This is a genomic window from Parabacteroides merdae ATCC 43184 (assembly GCF_025151215.1).
In the GTDB taxonomy this organism is placed as follows: domain Bacteria; phylum Bacteroidota; class Bacteroidia; order Bacteroidales; family Tannerellaceae; genus Parabacteroides; species Parabacteroides merdae.
Window position 1 is genome coordinate 745,205 of the sequence record NZ_CP102286.1, and the last position, 15,349, is coordinate 760,553.

14 protein-coding genes, 1 tRNA gene and 1 pseudogene are annotated in these 15,349 nt (G+C 45.2%); 4 read left to right on the forward strand and 12 right to left on the reverse strand.

What is annotated here, in order from left to right; all coding sequences use genetic code 11:
• Positions 1–100: 100 nt before the first annotated feature.
• The 3 genes from NQ542_RS02915 to tnpA all read right to left on the reverse strand — a co-directional run bounded on the left by NQ542_RS02915 (position 101) and on the right by tnpA (position 2,575).
• Complete coding sequence (locus NQ542_RS02915; RefSeq protein WP_004312011.1) at positions 101–1,774, reverse strand: IS66-like element ISBf10 family transposase; 1,674 nt, start codon at positions 1,772–1,774, stop codon at positions 101–103.
• A gap of 75 nt (positions 1,775–1,849) precedes the next feature.
• The gene (gene tnpB, locus NQ542_RS02920) at positions 1,850–2,215 is read right to left on the reverse strand and encodes an IS66 family insertion sequence element accessory protein TnpB (RefSeq protein WP_004312010.1); all 366 of its coding nucleotides are present in this window, start codon (positions 2,213–2,215) and stop codon (positions 1,850–1,852) included.
• A 3-nt stretch (positions 2,216–2,218) separates the two neighbouring features.
• Positions 2,219–2,575, reverse strand: coding sequence for an IS66 family insertion sequence element accessory protein TnpA (gene tnpA, locus NQ542_RS02925; RefSeq protein ID WP_004319780.1), 357 nt, complete (start codon positions 2,573–2,575; stop codon positions 2,219–2,221).
• A gap of 80 nt (positions 2,576–2,655) precedes the next feature.
• On the opposite strand from tnpA, the pseudogene NQ542_RS02930 reads away from it, so the two are divergent.
• A pseudogene (locus NQ542_RS02930) lies at positions 2,656–2,919 on the forward strand (MFS transporter); the annotation flags it as partial.
• A gap of 356 nt (positions 2,920–3,275) precedes the next feature.
• On the opposite strand, the gene NQ542_RS02935 reads toward NQ542_RS02930, so the two are convergent.
• From NQ542_RS02935 to NQ542_RS02955, 5 genes are all read right to left on the reverse strand, one after another.
• On the reverse strand, positions 3,276–4,682 hold the full coding sequence (locus tag NQ542_RS02935) for an aldo/keto reductase (protein ID WP_005650260.1): 1,407 nt from the start codon (positions 4,680–4,682) through the stop codon (positions 3,276–3,278).
• A gap of 25 nt (positions 4,683–4,707) precedes the next feature.
• Entirely contained in the window at positions 4,708–6,213 is a 1,506-nt protein-coding gene (locus NQ542_RS02940; protein ID WP_005638908.1) for a 4Fe-4S binding protein, read from the reverse strand.
• Positions 6,214–6,321: 108 nt separating this feature from the next.
• A complete protein-coding gene (locus NQ542_RS02945; RefSeq protein WP_005638910.1) occupies positions 6,322–7,182 on the reverse strand; it encodes an alpha/beta hydrolase in 861 nt (286 codons plus the stop codon).
• A 109-nt stretch (positions 7,183–7,291) separates the two neighbouring features.
• Positions 7,292–8,230, reverse strand: a complete 939-nt coding sequence (locus NQ542_RS02950; RefSeq protein ID WP_005638912.1) for a ketopantoate reductase family protein — start codon at positions 8,228–8,230, stop codon at positions 7,292–7,294.
• A gap of 48 nt (positions 8,231–8,278) precedes the next feature.
• Entirely contained in the window at positions 8,279–9,139 is an 861-nt protein-coding gene (locus tag NQ542_RS02955; protein ID WP_005638914.1) for a pyridoxamine kinase, read from the reverse strand.
• Positions 9,140–9,297: 158 nt separating this feature from the next.
• Here NQ542_RS02955 and msrB point away from each other — a divergent pair, with 158 nt between their 5' ends.
• Positions 9,298–10,278 (forward strand): peptide-methionine (R)-S-oxide reductase MsrB, encoded by a 981-nt coding sequence (gene msrB, locus NQ542_RS02960; RefSeq protein WP_227226134.1) that lies wholly within the window; start codon positions 9,298–9,300, stop codon positions 10,276–10,278.
• A 47-nt stretch (positions 10,279–10,325) separates the two neighbouring features.
• On the opposite strand, the gene NQ542_RS02965 is transcribed toward msrB, so the two are convergent.
• Both NQ542_RS02965 and NQ542_RS02970 read right to left on the reverse strand, forming a co-directional pair.
• Positions 10,326–11,507, reverse strand: a complete 1,182-nt coding sequence (locus tag NQ542_RS02965; RefSeq protein ID WP_005638918.1) for a DUF418 domain-containing protein — start codon at positions 11,505–11,507, stop codon at positions 10,326–10,328.
• 237 nt (positions 11,508–11,744) lie between these two features.
• Positions 11,745–11,829, reverse strand: a tRNA-Ser gene (locus NQ542_RS02970).
• Between the two features lie 186 nt (positions 11,830–12,015).
• Here NQ542_RS02970 and trxA point away from each other — a divergent pair.
• Positions 12,016–12,489 (forward strand): thioredoxin, encoded by a 474-nt coding sequence (trxA, locus tag NQ542_RS02975; protein WP_005650097.1) that lies wholly within the window; start codon positions 12,016–12,018, stop codon positions 12,487–12,489.
• A 165-nt stretch (positions 12,490–12,654) separates the two neighbouring features.
• Here the strand turns inward: trxA and NQ542_RS02980 are convergent, their stop codons facing one another.
• Positions 12,655–13,203, reverse strand: a complete 549-nt coding sequence (locus NQ542_RS02980; RefSeq protein ID WP_005638928.1) for a 30S ribosomal protein S16 — start codon at positions 13,201–13,203, stop codon at positions 12,655–12,657.
• Between the two features lie 149 nt (positions 13,204–13,352).
• On the opposite strand from NQ542_RS02980, the gene NQ542_RS02985 reads away from it, so the two are divergent.
• The gene (locus NQ542_RS02985; protein WP_005638929.1) at positions 13,353–14,294 is read left to right on the forward strand and encodes a glycoside hydrolase family 43 protein; all 942 of its coding nucleotides are present in this window, start codon (positions 13,353–13,355) and stop codon (positions 14,292–14,294) included.
• Between the two features lie 41 nt (positions 14,295–14,335).
• Here the strand turns inward: NQ542_RS02985 and NQ542_RS02990 are convergent, their stop codons facing one another.
• A complete protein-coding gene (locus tag NQ542_RS02990) occupies positions 14,336–15,232 on the reverse strand; it encodes a helix-turn-helix domain-containing protein (RefSeq protein WP_005638930.1) in 897 nt (298 codons plus the stop codon).
• Between the last annotated feature and the right edge of the window lie 117 nt (positions 15,233–15,349).

Consider the following 15,349-nt stretch of genomic DNA (forward strand, 5'->3'; position numbering starts at 1 on the left):
GGGATAATGAAGATAAAAACGGCACTTTATTCCCTATTTTCCCGTCTTGATTGGCATAAAACGGTAGTTTTCCCGTGTTTAGGCGAGATTTACGAAGGTATCAGGAGTCTTTCTTGGGAGATTCCGGTGACGTAACGGATAATATCTTGCCCTTGGATAACAGATTGTCAGGTAACAATTCGGCCAGATCCATCGAGTAGTCATCGTCATAATCATGTATATGTTCAAGGAAGTAGATCAGCCACGTGCGGAAGTCAGCCCCGGCAGCCTTGCAGCAGCCGAAGAACGAGTAGAGCACCGCCGCATCTTCAGCGGCATCATTATTGCCACAGAACAGGTAATTACGTCTGCCGCACGCGACAGGCCGCACTTTATTTTCTATCTCGTTATTATCCGGTCTGTAACGACCGTCCAGATGGTACCTGGAGAGTTTGTCGAACCTTCCGTATGTATATTTTATGGCTTTTCCGATCGGACTGTCTTTCATTACTTTGGGATATTCATTGACCAGCCATTTCTCGAAGCGCACAAGTATGGGATATGCAAGACGTGCCCTAAGTTCAGCCCTCTGTTCGTAAGTCAGGCGTTCATCGTCAGCCTTACGCTCCACGTCATAAAGCAACTGTATCTGTGCGAGCGCATAGTCGGCACGCTGCATGTCATTCTTTCTTGCCTCCCAAAAATGTCTGCGTGCATGGGCCCAACAGCCAAGAAGGATAATACCTTTCTTGGCGTCCAGCATCTCGTACCTTTCGTATCCGTCCGTCTGTATGGCTCCCCGGAACTTGCCGAAGAGTTTCAGCACCACCTTTCCACTTCGGGAACCCTTGTCATAGTAAAAGAACTGACGTCCGGTCATGACACTGCGCACAAGCCAGATATAACCTTTGACCGTCTTGTGTCTCTCGTCATTCATCACGGGGATTGTCGTTTCATCCGACTGTATGTAGTCAGTCTGCATCACCAGCTCCCATAATCGGAAGTAAAGGGGCCTTAGCAAATCCGCCACATCCTTGAACCAGTCGTTGACCGTTGACGCGGGGAGATGTACCCCCACACGTTTGAACTGTTCCAGTTGCCTGTGGAACGGTATGTGATCCACATATTTCCCTATCATCATGTCTGCCAGCAATGAGGCAGAGGCATAGCTCTTTGCTATTGGCATGACGGGAAGCGGGCCGGTCTTGAACTCGTTTGTACCCTTCCGTTTGGCTGTATGGCGCACTATCCTGCGGATATAGAACTTCTCGGGCTCGTGCATAAGGATCTCGGTCACTTCCTCTCCGGGAAGGAGCGTCCACTCTTCCGGATTATACCCTTCGGGATATATATGGACCACCTCACGCTCAAGATTCTCCGGAAGGGATTTTCTCGCAGGATGCTGCTTCCCCGCTTTTTTACGGGCGATGATCGCTTCTCTGGTAGCCTTCAACTCCTTTTCTGCTTCTTCTGCGGCTTCAGCCTCCTGGGGAAGCATGTCAAAGCCTTCAAAATCCAGCCAGCGGTCCTGGGCGTCAGGCTTTATGAACTTTTCCGCCTTCTTACCGTACAACTGCCGTTCAAGATAGGATACACGTTGCTCCAGACTGTTGATTTTTGCTTCCTTTTGGGCGATTATGGCATCCTTGTCAGACAATAAAGCCTCATACACCTCTTTGTCCGCAGCTTTAAGGGGCTGCGTGGACACCATCTCCTTCAACCGGCTGTTTTCTCTATACAGACAGTCGCATTTGTGCATGAGATCCTTTATCAGTAATTCCTTATCGGTTGGCATAATCGTTTAAATATGATGCTAAGATACTAAAAAACAGCCGGAATACGGCATTGTATATGTTATAATTTGTTACAACTACAACCCATGGAAACCACTCCTTTTATAACGCCTGACCTTGCTGCCGTCCATTCCTTGAACCATCATCACAAGGTCATTCCAGAAGGTTTCAATCGCTTTAATCCGACCTTCCTCCGTATTTATGACCGGCAGATGGAAGTGCCCATGTTCCAGCCTCATATGGTATATCACCAGACCACCATATTCCATATGGAGGATTTTCATACAGGTACAATTCGCATTGATAAAAATGAAAGCGTCACCGTCCCGTACATTCTTTCCCATCTGGTTGGTCACGATGCCGCTAAGCGTATAAAAACTCTTACGCATGTCTGTCGGATACGGGTAAAGATAATATCTGTTGGATTCATTCAAAGAAAACATAGGCTAACGGTTTGAATTCAAAAATATCAGGGTTTGCAATACCTCCGGTGACAAAGGGCTGTTCAAGCGGACTGTGACGCCATTGGGATAGGAGATCTCACATAGCGGCTGGGGAATTGGCGACGGGCTGACCGGAGGGGCAGACAGCAGGGATTTCTCCTTATGGGGAAGACTGACCTGGCCCTTACTGTTTACCTTTACCGGGATAAAGCCGCCTTTGCGCAACAGCTTGGAACGCCACTCGTAGAAACGTTTGGGACGAATACATTCATTCGAACAAAAATCCATAACTGACAGTCCGCTCGACTTGAAACGGGAATAAATAGATTCAAAATCTTCCATGGTCCATTGATGTGACATAACAATTGAGCTTTTTTACTTTGATTACAAAAGTAATATCACATTTTTAGAATGAAAGGGGGAGTTTATCGAATGCTTACGTTTCTTCTCCACAGCAATTGTTGTTGCTTCAATATTCTCCTGGCGGAGAGATGATGGGCGGGGCGATGGTCCAGCTTGCTTTTAATTTGGGGAATGCCGTGGGGGCTTATTTTGGAGGATTGTCGATCGAACATGGGGCAGGGCTGGAAAGTACGGCATTGATCGGTTCGTTTTTTGCCCTGTTAGGAACTGCGGTGTTTCTGGTATTCAACTATATGGTGTTTAAACCTCAGAGGAAATTACTTTTAAAGGGGGGAATATAATTTCCGAGGATCAAGACGGCATTTTTGGACATAGAAACAGCCGTCCGAAATCGGGACGGTGTTTTTGGAGATAAAAAACAGCCGTCCGAAATCGGGACGGTGTTTTTGGAGATAAAAAACAGCCGTCCGAAATCGGGACGGTGTTTTTGGAGATAAAAAACAGCCGTCCGAAATCGGGACGGTGTTTTTGGAGATAAAAAACAGCCGTCCGAAATCGGGACGGTGTTTTTGGAGATAAAAAACAGCCGTCCGAAATCGGGACGGTGTTTTTGGAGATAAAAAACAGCCGTCCGAAATCGGGACGGTGTTTTTGGAGATAAAAAACAGCCGTCCGAAATCGGGACGGCTGTTTGGATTTATAATGTCTCTTGTTTCAGTTGTTCGACGAAACGATCGATTCGCTGTAGTTCTTTCGGAATATCGATTCCCTGCGGACAGTGTGGATTACATTGGTTGCAACTAGTACAATGATCCGCTTGGCGGAGTTTCGGTACACTGCGGTCGTACCCGATCAGATAAGCCCGGCGAGCTTCGCGATAGTTTTCATCCTGTCCGCTCTGAGGGACATTCCCCTCGTTCACACATTTATTATAATGAAGCAAAATTCCCGGAATATCGATACCGTAAGGACAAGGCATACAGTATTTGCAGTCGTTACACGGGATGGTCGGATACTGCATCATCAAGTCGGCGGTGTCGAACAAGAAACGGTTTTCCTCTTCCGTCAACGGTTGCAACGGACAGTAGGAGCGGAGGTTGTCTTGCAGGTGCTCCATGTAAGTCATGCCGCTCAGCACGGTGAGCACGCCGGGAAACGAGCCTGCAAACCGAAAAGCCCAGGAGGCGACGCTCCGTCCCGGTTCGCGTTGCTTCAGGCGGGCGACGATATGGTCGTGCACGTTCGAAAGCCGTCCTCCGAGGAGTGGCTCCATGATGATGGCGGGAATCCCCCGTTTCTGTAATTCCCCGTACAGATATTCCGCGTCGGTGTTTCGCGGGTTGATCTCTTTGGCATGTTTCCAGTCCAGGTAATTCAACTGGATCTGGACGAAATCCCATTGATATTCGTCGTGTTTCGAAAGCAAATAATCGAACACCTCTATATCTCCGTGATAGGAGAAACCTAAGTTTCGGATACGTCCTGCCTTGCGTTCTTCGAGCAGGAAGTCGAGTATGCCGTTCTTGACATACCGGTTTTCATAGGCTTCCATACCACCCATGCCGATCCCGTGGAGCAGCATATAATCGAGATAATCGACTTGCAGCTCCTTGAGCGAATTGTTATACATCGCGATAGAGGCTTCGCGGCTCCATGTGTCGGGAGAGAAGTTCGAAAGCTTGGTGGCGATATAATATTTGTCGCGCGGATAGCGGCTGAGGGCGATCCCCATAGCATGTTCCGAACGTCCTTTGCAATAGGCGGGCGAGGTGTCGAAGTAGTTCACACCGTGCTCGATGGCATAGTCAGTCAGCCGGTTGACCATCTCCTGGTCGATTTCGTCATCGCTGTCTCTTGCGCTGTTTTTGGCAATGGTCGGCAGGCGCATGTATCCATAACCGAGGATGGAAACTTTGTCTTTTGTGGACGGCGTCGTGCGGTATGTCATCCGGTCCGTGGGAATAGGGGTGGAGCTTCCCGAACCTGAGGCCATCCCGCTGTCCGAACTGCACCCGGAGAGCAACGGGGCGGTAGTTGCCGTGCTGATTCCTACAATCTTCAGGAAATCGCGACGGTTTATCGCTTGATGATTGTCTTTTTTCATATATGATGATTCTTTTATTTCTTGATCAAATATTCCGGTGTTGTTCGTGTCCTTCCACATATATGGCGCTGAACGGACGCGACGGGCACAGGTTTTCACAGGCTCCGCAGCCGATGCATTTTTCCTCGTTTACGACCGGCAGTTGAGGCGAATCCGGGTCGTTCGGGTCTTTTGCCACCATCAAGATCGCCTGGGTAGGGCAATGGCGGGCACAGTTGCCACAAGTGACGCCGTCCCGGTTGACGATGCAATTTTCCTGAATCAGTACGGCATGTCCGATCTGGATAGCCGTCTTGTCCGCTTTCGTGATCGGACGGATCGCTCCGGTCGGGCAAACTTCCGAACATTTGACGCATTCGGGACGACAGTATCCTCGCTCGTACGATACTTCTGGCTGCATAAATGTTTGAAGGTTCCCCGAAGGACGCAGCACATGGTTCGTACAAACCGATACACAAAGCTGGCACGCGGTGCAATGCTGGGAGAAATTGGCAGCGCTCAGCGAGCCCGGAGGAGTGATCGGGGTTGTCCGGTCCGGTTTCTTTTTATCTTCGATGATGGCCAGTCCGCCGTCGACTTTCTTGTCCGGGAGTTGTACTTTTTCCTGGGCTTTCAGTGTGGCTGAAGTGGCAAGTAATGCCGATACGGTAAAGAATTTGCGACGATCGGGCTTGTCTACGACCGGTTGGTTGGTCTGTGTTTCAGCCTTGTTTGTTTTTCTGCGTGTATATCGGATGGCCCCTTGTCGGCATTTGTCTATGCAGTCCATGCAATCGACACAGCGGCTATAGTCGATCTCGTGTACTTTCGCATTGATACAGGCTGCTTTGCAATTACGGGCACACAAGCCGCAACCATTGCATTTGGACGTATCGATAACCGGTTTGAAAACGGAAAAACGGGAGATCAATCCCAAAAACGTTCCTACCGGGCAGATCGTGTTGCAATAGGTTCGCCCATTCCGCCAGGCAAGTATGATCAGTATAATGAAGGTAACTGTGGCAATGATAAAGGTTGGGAGGCTCCGTAGCCAGACTTCCGTTTCGTAGAAAGCATAATTGTCTGCCCGTTCTGCCAAGTAGGCCAGAAAGTTGTTTCCCCATTGCCAGAGGGGTGCGAATAAGTTAGAGGCGATACGCCCGTAAGCGCTGTAAGGTGCGATCAATGCCGCCCATGCTCCTAACCCGCTGATCATGGCAAGGATAAATATCACCATGGCTCCGTATCTTAACCAGGACAAGGCGGGGGAATAACGGAAACGGTTTTTCTTCCGTTTCCCCGCCAGCCATGAAACAACATCCTGGAATATGCCGAGAGGGCAGATTACAGAGCAGTAAACCCGACCGAAAATCCAGGTCAATACAATGAGAAACAGTACCACGCCGAGGTTGAGTGCCAATACCGCCGGCAGGAACTGTACTTTCGCCAACCACCCGAACCATGCATGCAACGTCCCCGTGAAATCGAGAAACAGTAGGGTTACAAGCGTAAAACAGATAAGTGCAGTTGTAAGTCTGATCGTTCGCAACATAATAAACTCTTTTTAGATAGTCTGTTATTTTATGTTGCAAACATAATAAAAGGAAATGGTTTGCAACTTACACGAATTACGGATTGATGTACCAATATTACGGTTTTGTCAACTTCTGCAAAAAGTCTGGCTGACAAACCTTAGAACTTCAGGCAAGGCCGTCCGCCAATAGGTCCAGCTATGGCCGCCGTCTCGTACTCGGAATTCATGCCTGATCCCTTTCTGCTTCATGACCTGGTGCACCTGCATGTTTCCGTCCAGCAGGCCGTCGTCATCACCGCAATCAATGTAATAACGAATTTTGGGCAAGTTGTTTTGATTCCAGTCGGAAAGGATCTTCAAGACATTGTTTTGCTTCCAGTGTTCGTCTCCCGGCCCGAACAGGCGGTTGAATAAATCCTTGTGCGATTTGTTTTTTCTTGCCTCCATGACTGTGTCGTCGAAAACGGCGGCACTCAACGGAGCACATGCGCAGAACATGTCCGGATGATGCAAGCTGTACAGGAATGATCCGTAGCCACCCATCGACAATCCGGCAATTGCCCGGCTTTCTTTGTCACTGCGAATCCGGTATGTTTTTTCCATATAGGGGATAAGTTCTTCAAAAAACATGTCTTCATAAGGTACTTTTCCATCATACTGGTTGATATACCAAGTGTCCCATGCGTCCGGCATGACGATTATCATCGGCACGGCTTCCTCGTTTGCGATGGCACGGTCGGCAATCGTTTTCATTTGTCCCATCTGTATCCAGTTGGTTTCATTGTCCGTATAACCATGCAAGAGGTAGAGGACCGGGTAATTCCTTTTCGAGGTGTTGTAGTCGGAAGGCAGGTAGATGGAGTAGGAAACTTTCCTACCTAATTTGTTACTTTCGAAAGAGAGCGATTCGAAAACTGTACTTTGCGAATATCCTGCAACGTTGAATAGAAAGCACAGGATACAATAGAGATAAAATTTGTTTTTCATATACTATTAATAATTAGATTTGTTTGTCTGGACAGAGTAAGAATAAGAGAAGAGAGCTTGCCGGAAAACCCATTAGGTTTCGACATACTCTCTTTCCCTTATTGGGAAATTAATCCGCCACCGGATAGGGAAATTCGGTCAACCCTTTGTACATGAATTGATAGGTCGGAACTTCGATTCCCAATTCTTGGGCAGTTCGTACGACATAGCCTGTCAATGTTTCCACTTCGGTGCGATTGCCTTTTTGAAAATCACTGTGCATGGAGGTTGTGGAGTTGTTAGGCATGATCTTCTGGGCGTCGATGGCGGAGAATACTTGACCGTCCGGCAGACGAATCCCTTTGGCTTCTGCCACGCTTTTGAGTTCATAACCTAATGTGATGAACAGATCGATATGGTTATTTACCACTTCGCCAATCGTTTCATTGAAATAGGAGGTGATAGTGGCGGCGGTCGAGATCATGAAGAATTTCTTCCAGATTTCCAAGTCAATGTCATCCGGTATTGTGGTAAGGATACGGGCGTTGGCCAATATATCCTGTAAGTCTTTCTGTCGTTTCTTGTTTCCTTGTTTACTTCCGAAGAACATCCGGTCCTTTATGGTGAACTTTTCCACTCTTCCCGGTCTGACCAAGCGGGAACCGATGTAAACGCATCCTTTCCAAACCTCATTGTTCGGTAATAGCTTTTGTATGCGTTCCGCTATATCCGCTCCGTTCAGCAGGGGAATGATAACCGTATTAGGGCCGATGATCGGAGTCAGCTGAACTATATTCTCCTCCAAGTCGTAGCTTTTGGTACAGCAAAACAGGTAATCGACTGGTCCTATTTCAGCAGGATTGTCGGTTGCGAGGGTTGGTTTTGCTTTGATCGTCAGGAATGTATTTTTGACTTCGATGCCGTTCTTACGTATCTCTTCCAGGTTTTCACCCCGGGAAATGAAATAGATGTCAATATCTTCAGAGTCTTTGTAACGGGCAGCTAATAGTCCTCCGTAGTAGCCGCCTACAGCTCCTATACCGGAAATCGCTATTTTAGTTTTATTCATGTTCTTGTCTTGTTATTTTTACAAAGATGAAAAATAAAATTGGAAAAACTATATCAGTTTGAGTTCTTTTAGAAAGTCGGGGATACATTGTTCAAAATTAACACCAAAGCGGTAGTCCGTTTTTACATTATATGTCCGGCGTATACTGTCTGCTGTGAAGTTTACGGCTATTTGTGCTGATTCGCTTAAGCTGAAGTTATTCAGCAGGCCGGATAACAGGGCGCTCGCAAAAACATCTCCTGTTCCGTGATAACTTCCTGGTATCCTTTCGGAAAACAGGTAGTCTGTCGAATCTTTCCTTTGGTCGTAGGTCGCAGCTCCCAATTTCTTTTCTTCAAAGTATACACCGGTCAGTACGATCTTTTTCGGTCCGAGCTTGCTTAGTTTTTTTAAGATTTTTTCGATATAGGCCTGCGTATAGGGACCGGGATGGTAGCTCTCTTCCAGTAATAAAGCAGCTTCGGTCAGGTTAGGGACGATGATGTCTGCTTTCCTGCATAAGGATCTCATGCCTGTTGCAAACTCAGGCTGGAATATGCGATATAGTTCTCCGTTGTCCGCCATTACCGGATCTACCAGGATCAGGTTGTTTTTTGATCTGAATAGTTCGAAAAACTCTTTGACGAGGTCCAGTTGTTCGAATGAACCTAAGAAACCGCTGTAGGTCGCATCGAATTGTATATCGAGCGACTTCCAGTGCTGCATAAAAGCCCGCATGTCGCTTGTCAGGTCGCGGTAAGTGTATCCGCTGATTCCTCCTGTATGAGTCGATAATATGGCGGTCGGCATGGCACATGCTTCTATTCCGGCGGCGGAAAGGATAGGCAAAGCAACAGTTAGAGAGCATTTTCCGAATCCGGACAAGTCATGTATGGCAGCCACACGTTTTTGATAATCTTTATTTTCCATTTATATGTTATGACTTTATTTTTCTATAACAACAAAAAATATTTCCGATTTGTTATTTGAGAAATAGATAGGCTATGAGAAATATTGCTATTATTGCACTGTTATTGGCATGTGTCAGTGTGGCTGGCAACGCTGGGAACAGGAAAGAGTTTGATTTAATGAAACAAGAAAATATGAAGATGAAAGACAAGGCTGAAATATATCTGGCAGGCGGTTGCTTCTGGGGTACGGAACATTTCTTGAAACAGATCAGAGGTGTGGAACAAACGGAAGTCGGTTATGCCAACAGCCAAGTTCCCAATCCAACCTATAAAGAGGTGTGCACCGGGAATACCGGAGCGGTAGAAACAGTTAAGGTTGTTTATGATCCGCGAACGGTCGACTTGGATCTACTGTTAGATTTGTACTTTCAGACGATAGATCCGACTAGTGTCAACCGTCAGGGTGGGGACAGTGGTTTACAATATCGTACGGGCATTTATTATATCGATAAAGACGATGCTCCGGTGATCGAAGCTGCCATTAAGGATTTGGCAAAAGACTATGCGAAGCCGATCGCCATCGAGGTGATGCCACTCGTTAATTTTTATGCTGCGGAGGAATACCATCAGGATTATTTGGATAAGAATGTGGGCGGTTATTGCCATATTAATCCGAAATTGTTTGAATTGGCACGGAAAGCTAATGCCCGTCCTGTTTATGCAAAGCCGGATGATGTGACTCTTAAGAATAAACTTTCGGACATACAGTATGCCGTAACGCAAAAAAATGCCACGGAGCCTGCATTCCGCAATGAGTACTGGAATGAGCATAGGGAAGGAATCTATGTCGATATTACGACTGGTGAACCGCTTTTCGTATCTACCGATAAGTTTGATTCCGGCTGTGGCTGGCCCAGTTTTTCCAAACCGATTGATAAGAAACTGATTGTCGAAAAGCCGGATACTTCGCATGGAATGACCCGGACAGAAGTACGCAGCCAGACGGGGAATGCTCATTTAGGTCATGTCTTTCCGGATGGTCCTGCCGATAAAGGAGGTCTACGATATTGTATAAACAGCGCTTCACTGCGGTTTATCCCGAAAGAAAAGATGAAAGAAGAAGGTTATGGGGATTATTTGCCTCTTCTGAAGAAATAAAATCAGGCTTATATATTGATGAGGCAGTATCCACTGCCTCATGTTTTTTATTTATTGTTCGAGAACATCCAAGTCCATTTATGCCATATGCTTTCCAAGGGACCTTGTTTGTGGCTTGCCAGCCACCATTTGCAGAACGAAACTTGTAACAGGAAGAGGGCGAACCCGATTAGTAAACTTATTGTATAGCCACAATAAGGAGCTAAATATAGTCCGAACGGGAAATAGATGATCGCTCCCATGATTGATTGCGCGATATAATTTGTCAGGCTCATCTTACCGTAAAAACGCAGAGCTGAAACAGCTTTCCTGAAGCATTCTTTCTGGTATAAGAGTACAAACGAGGAAACGAGGATGAATGTAAACGCAAATTTCTGCCACATGTCGAAAGCTGTCCCTACGGTTTGCTTGATCAAGGCATTGTCGCTTGCCATGATCTGTTCTTTTAAGGAATACAAGGGAGCGAAACAGATTGCAGCAATAATAAGAACCTTTACCCAAAAACGCAGGTGTGTTTCGCTTGTAACGAATAGTTCTTTTCTGCCGATATAAAGTCCCACCAGGAATAGACCTGCCGTCTGCAGAAAACGTCCGGCTCCGATAGCCCAGTACAAACTTGCTTTTTGTCCTAACGTGATATTGCCCCAGATGAAGTCCAGGAAATTTCCGGCTTTGGTATATTCGGCGACCTCACTGTACATGGCGCCTACGCCGAGATCCGGCAGAGCATGGGCAGGATTGAGCAGACTCATGATGTAGTGATACCATTCTATAGGTTGGATTAATAATATAATAGCTGTGATCAAGATCGCTTTGTCACTCCATTTGCGGACCAGAAATAAAACCAAACCTACTACGGCAAATAACAACAGTACGTCTCCGGCCGGGAAAAAAGCGGCATTCAAGGTTGCGAAGCCAAGCAACAGAACCAATCGCCATAAGAAGCGGTAGCCGAAGTCTTTTCCTTTCTTTGTCTGATTATGACATTGGATATAGAATGTAAACCCGAACAAAAGAGCGAAAATAGCATAAGCTTTTCCTGCAAACAGGGAAAAAATGACGTTAAACACTCCGTCGTTTAAGACGGCTAGCCATGCTGGTTGTTCTGTTGGATAGACTGGAAAGATAAAATGTTCCAGATTATGCACTAAAATAATTGCCATGACGGCAAATCCTCTTAGTGCATCGACTACTTCAATACGTGGGATTTTACTTGCTGATAGTTCCATATAAGTTGTTTATTAAGTTTCAATGTTCAAATATAGGTAATTTTGATTTCAAAGCATCCATGTTTTGAAATTGGAAAAGTTCACAAGCAGTATTCAAGCGATATTGGGTAACAAATTGTGAGAATGCATTCCTTTGCATCGCTTGGAAGCAGGACTTTCGGGCAATAAAAAAAGCCACAAATCATTGATTTGTAGCTTTTTGTCCGTTCGCTGACCATTTCTGTCCAGTAGGTTCTGCGGAGAAAGAGGGATTCGAACCCCCGGAACCTCTCAGTTCAACGGTTTTCAAGACCGCCGCAATCGACCACTCTGCCATCTCTCCAATATGTATGCAAGTATTTTTTAATTGCAGTGCAAAAGTAGTGATTATTTTCGAATAATCAAATTTGGTGATGGATATTTTTTCTTTTCACTCTATTCATTTTCTTTTAACCACTGAGAATAAACGTTTGTGTCTTTTTATTGTTACTTTTGTAAGTGATAATAATTAAATAGTAATAAGTTTTATATGAGAAGTTTGAAAAGTTTATTGATGGTTGTGGCCGCGCTGATTTTGGTCAGTTGCTCCATGTCTGCAAAACCAGAAAAAAATGAAACGGAAAAGGTGTCATCAGCGCAGGGGGAAGTGATTGTTTTGAATAAAGCGGACTTCCTGTCGAAAGTATATAATTACGAAAAGAATCAGACTCAATGGGTGTACGAAGGAAACAAACCTGCTATTATTGATTTTTATGCAGATTGGTGCGGTCCTTGCAAGAAAGTATCTCCGATCCTGAAAGAACTGGCTGCACAGTATAAGGACGATATCGTTATTTATAAGATAAATGTAGATAATGAAAAAGAGCTGGCTTCGGCATTTGGTATACAGAGTATCCCGACGTTGCTGTTCATCCCCAAGACGGGTAAACCACAGATAGCCCAGGGAGCTTTATCAAAAGAACAGTTTGTAGAGCAGATAGATAATTTCTTGCTGAAAAAATAAGGTTTTGATATATTTCTGTTGGAAATGTTGTGATTTGGAACGCCCGATTCTCGTGTAGGATCGGGCGTTTTTAACTTCTGCGAATGTTCGCGAGGAGAGATAAAGGGATAAAAAAAAGAGGATATCTGCAAAGATATCCTCTTTTTTATTTTGGCAAAGCTCGAATTATTCAGCGCTTTCTGCTGCAGGAGCTTCTTCTGCTGGAGCGGCAGCAGCTGCTTCTTCAGCTTGCTTAGCAGCTTCAGCGGCTGCCAATTCTGCTTTCTTTTTAGCTACGATTTCAGCTTTTGCCTTATTTGCTTCTTTTTCAGCTTCCAGACGAGCAATGGCGGCAGCTTTTGCAGCTTCGCTATCTTTGTCCTTTACTGCTTGAACAGAAGCCTGTTTGTTTTTCAACCAAGCCTGAAACTTAGTTTCAGCAGTAGCTTCGTCGAATGCACCCTTCTTAACACCTTCCAATAAGTGTTTTTTCAAGCAAACACCTTCGCGGGAAAGAATGTTACGAGTGGTATCTGTAGGTTGTGCACCTACCTGTAACCAATACAAAGCTCTTTCGAAGTTCAAATCTACTGTAGCAGGATTAGTGTTCGGATTATAAGAACCTATCCTTTCAATAAACTTTCCATCACGTGGAGCCCTGCTGTCTGCGACTACGATCTGATAAAAAGCGTAGCTTTTGCGACCGTGTCTTTGCAATCTAATTTTTGTTGCCATGTTTGAATAATTAATTTAAGCTGTTTGTATTAGCGGGTGCAAAGATAGGAATTTTCATAAACAAAACAAATATATTGTAGAAGAAAATAATTGATTATCTTTGTCGGCGTGTGAAATTCTCAATTATCAAATAATAAACGGATACATTTATGAAGACGGATACGTTGAAGAAAATGCTATTGATGCTGTTGTGTGTTGTTTCGGTAAATATGACTGCTTTAGGGAAAGAACTGGTTTCGGATGTGTTGCCGATTGCCGATCCTTATATCCTGTTTTACAATGATACCTATTATGCCTATGGAACATCCCGTGCGGACGGTTTCGAGGTGTACAGTTCTAAAGACATGAAATCGTGGGAGCGTTCTCCGCGCCTGGCACTGAGTAAAGAAGATTCTTACGGGGATAAATGGTTTTGGGCGCCGGAGGTCTACTATGTGGAGGAGGATAAGAAGTTTTATATGTTCTATTCGGTAGAGGAACATGTCTGTGTTGCCACGTCCGATTCTCCTTTGGGCCCATTTGTGCAAGATGAAAAGAAGCCGATTCGAGAAGAAAAAGGAATCGATACATCCGTCTTTTTCGATGAGGACGGGAAAGCCTATCTTTATTTTGTTCGCTTTACAAACGGTAATGTGATTTGGTGTGCGGAGCTGAAAGATAATCTGAAAGAGATCAAAGAAGAAACATTGACGCAATGTGTTGAAGCTACCGAACCGTGGGAGCTGGTGTTCGGAAAGGTGGTTGAAGGGCCTTCTATTGTCAAGCAGGGCGGGCTTTATTATATGTTCTACTCCGCAAATGACTTCAGAAGTCAGGATTATGCCGTAGGTTATGCAACCTCGGATTCTCCTTTCGGTCCATGGAGGAAAAGCGAGAAAAATCCGCTTTTGCATAAAGTGGAAGAACTTGTCGGAACCGGTCATGGTGCACCCTTTTTGGACAAGGCGGGCAGATACCGCTATATTTTCCATGCCCATAAAAGTCAGACGGAAGTGAACCAGCGAAACTCTTATATTATTGATATGTCTCTGACTGGGAAGGATCGTGTTTCGATCGGTGGTGGTTTGATACGTCCGGAAGTCGTGAAATAAATCTCTCTTTTTGACCGGGTGGGATGGCAAGGTTCAGTCAGTTAGTTTGCCATCCTGTACCCGTTGGGAGTATATCCTGTCATTCTCTTGAACCAACGGCTGAAATGCTGGGGATAAGGAAATCCCAGTTCATAAGATATCTCACCGATGGATTTCGAAGTATCGGACATTCGTTCCCGGGCTATATCCAATGTTTTCTGTTGAATATGTTTCAAGGCAGATATCCCGGTTTCTTTTCTTAACAAGTCTCCCAGGTAATTGGCCGACAGACAAAGTTTGTCGGCGCAATATTGTACCGATGGCATACCGCTTTCTGCTGGTGCATTTGAGGCGAAATAATCATCCAAAAGACTTTCGAAACGCGTCAGGATATCATGATTTACATTTTCGCGTGTAATGAATTGTCGGTCATAAAAACGAATACAGTAATCGAGTAGCAGTTTGATATTATCCGTTATCAGTGATTTGCTGTGTTTGTCGATGGGATGTTGTAATTCTGTCCGTATCTTTTCCATACATTCGAGGACGATTTTGCGTTCTTGTTCCGAAAGATGCAATGCTTCGTTTGCATTATAGGAAAAATAAGAATATTCTTTTATCAGACGAGCTAATGGTGTCTTTTGCAAAAATTCAGGATGGAAAGCCAATACCCAGCCTTCTGGTTGATGTAGCCTTCCGTCGTCTTCAGACCCCATTATTTGTCCGGGTGCCAGAAAAAGCATTGTGCCTTGCCGGTAGTCGTAACAGCTTTGCCCATATTTCAGCTGTCCGCAATCTGTATCTTTCAATAAGATGGCATATAGGTTGTATAACTTCCGGCAATACCGTAATGGCTTTGCCTTACATCCTTCGATGACGCTGACTGAGAGATGTAAAGTCTCTACTCCGAAATAGTCATTGTATTGCCGAACTGTGTCAATTTTCATTATTTCACTCATAAGCTATTCTCCTTGTGGATACAAAGTTACTTTTTTTGACAGAAATAGGATGCTGAAACGATAGGTTTATTAACCGATCGATGAAATTGGTATTTCTATCCGTAGTTTTGGTACGGA

Coding starts and splice junctions, on each gene's coding strand:
- NQ542_RS02990 (WP_005638930.1), bottom strand. CDS start 15,232: ATGAGTGAAATAATGAAAATTGACACAGTTCGGCAATACAATGACTAT.
- NQ542_RS02980 (WP_005638928.1), bottom strand. CDS start 13,203: ATGGCAACAAAAATTAGATTGCAAAGACACGGTCGCAAAAGCTACGCT.
- tnpB (WP_004312010.1), bottom strand. CDS start 2,215: ATGTTTTCTTTGAATGAATCCAACAGATATTATCTTTACCCGTATCCG.
- msrB (WP_227226134.1), top strand. CDS start 9,298: ATGAAACAAGAAAATATGAAGATGAAAGACAAGGCTGAAATATATCTG.
- NQ542_RS02945 (WP_005638910.1), bottom strand. CDS start 7,182: ATGAAAAACAAATTTTATCTCTATTGTATCCTGTGCTTTCTATTCAAC.
- NQ542_RS02915 (WP_004312011.1), bottom strand. CDS start 1,774: ATGCCAACCGATAAGGAATTACTGATAAAGGATCTCATGCACAAATGC.
- NQ542_RS02955 (WP_005638914.1), bottom strand. CDS start 9,139: ATGGAAAATAAAGATTATCAAAAACGTGTGGCTGCCATACATGACTTG.
- NQ542_RS02940 (WP_005638908.1), bottom strand. CDS start 6,213: ATGTTGCGAACGATCAGACTTACAACTGCACTTATCTGTTTTACGCTT.
- NQ542_RS02950 (WP_005638912.1), bottom strand. CDS start 8,230: ATGAATAAAACTAAAATAGCGATTTCCGGTATAGGAGCTGTAGGCGGC.
- NQ542_RS02935 (WP_005650260.1), bottom strand. CDS start 4,682: ATGAAAAAAGACAATCATCAAGCGATAAACCGTCGCGATTTCCTGAAG.
- NQ542_RS02985 (WP_005638929.1), top strand. CDS start 13,353: ATGAAGACGGATACGTTGAAGAAAATGCTATTGATGCTGTTGTGTGTT.
- NQ542_RS02965 (WP_005638918.1), bottom strand. CDS start 11,507: ATGGAACTATCAGCAAGTAAAATCCCACGTATTGAAGTAGTCGATGCA.
- trxA (WP_005650097.1), top strand. CDS start 12,016: ATGAGAAGTTTGAAAAGTTTATTGATGGTTGTGGCCGCGCTGATTTTG.
- tnpA (WP_004319780.1), bottom strand. CDS start 2,575: ATGTCACATCAATGGACCATGGAAGATTTTGAATCTATTTATTCCCGT.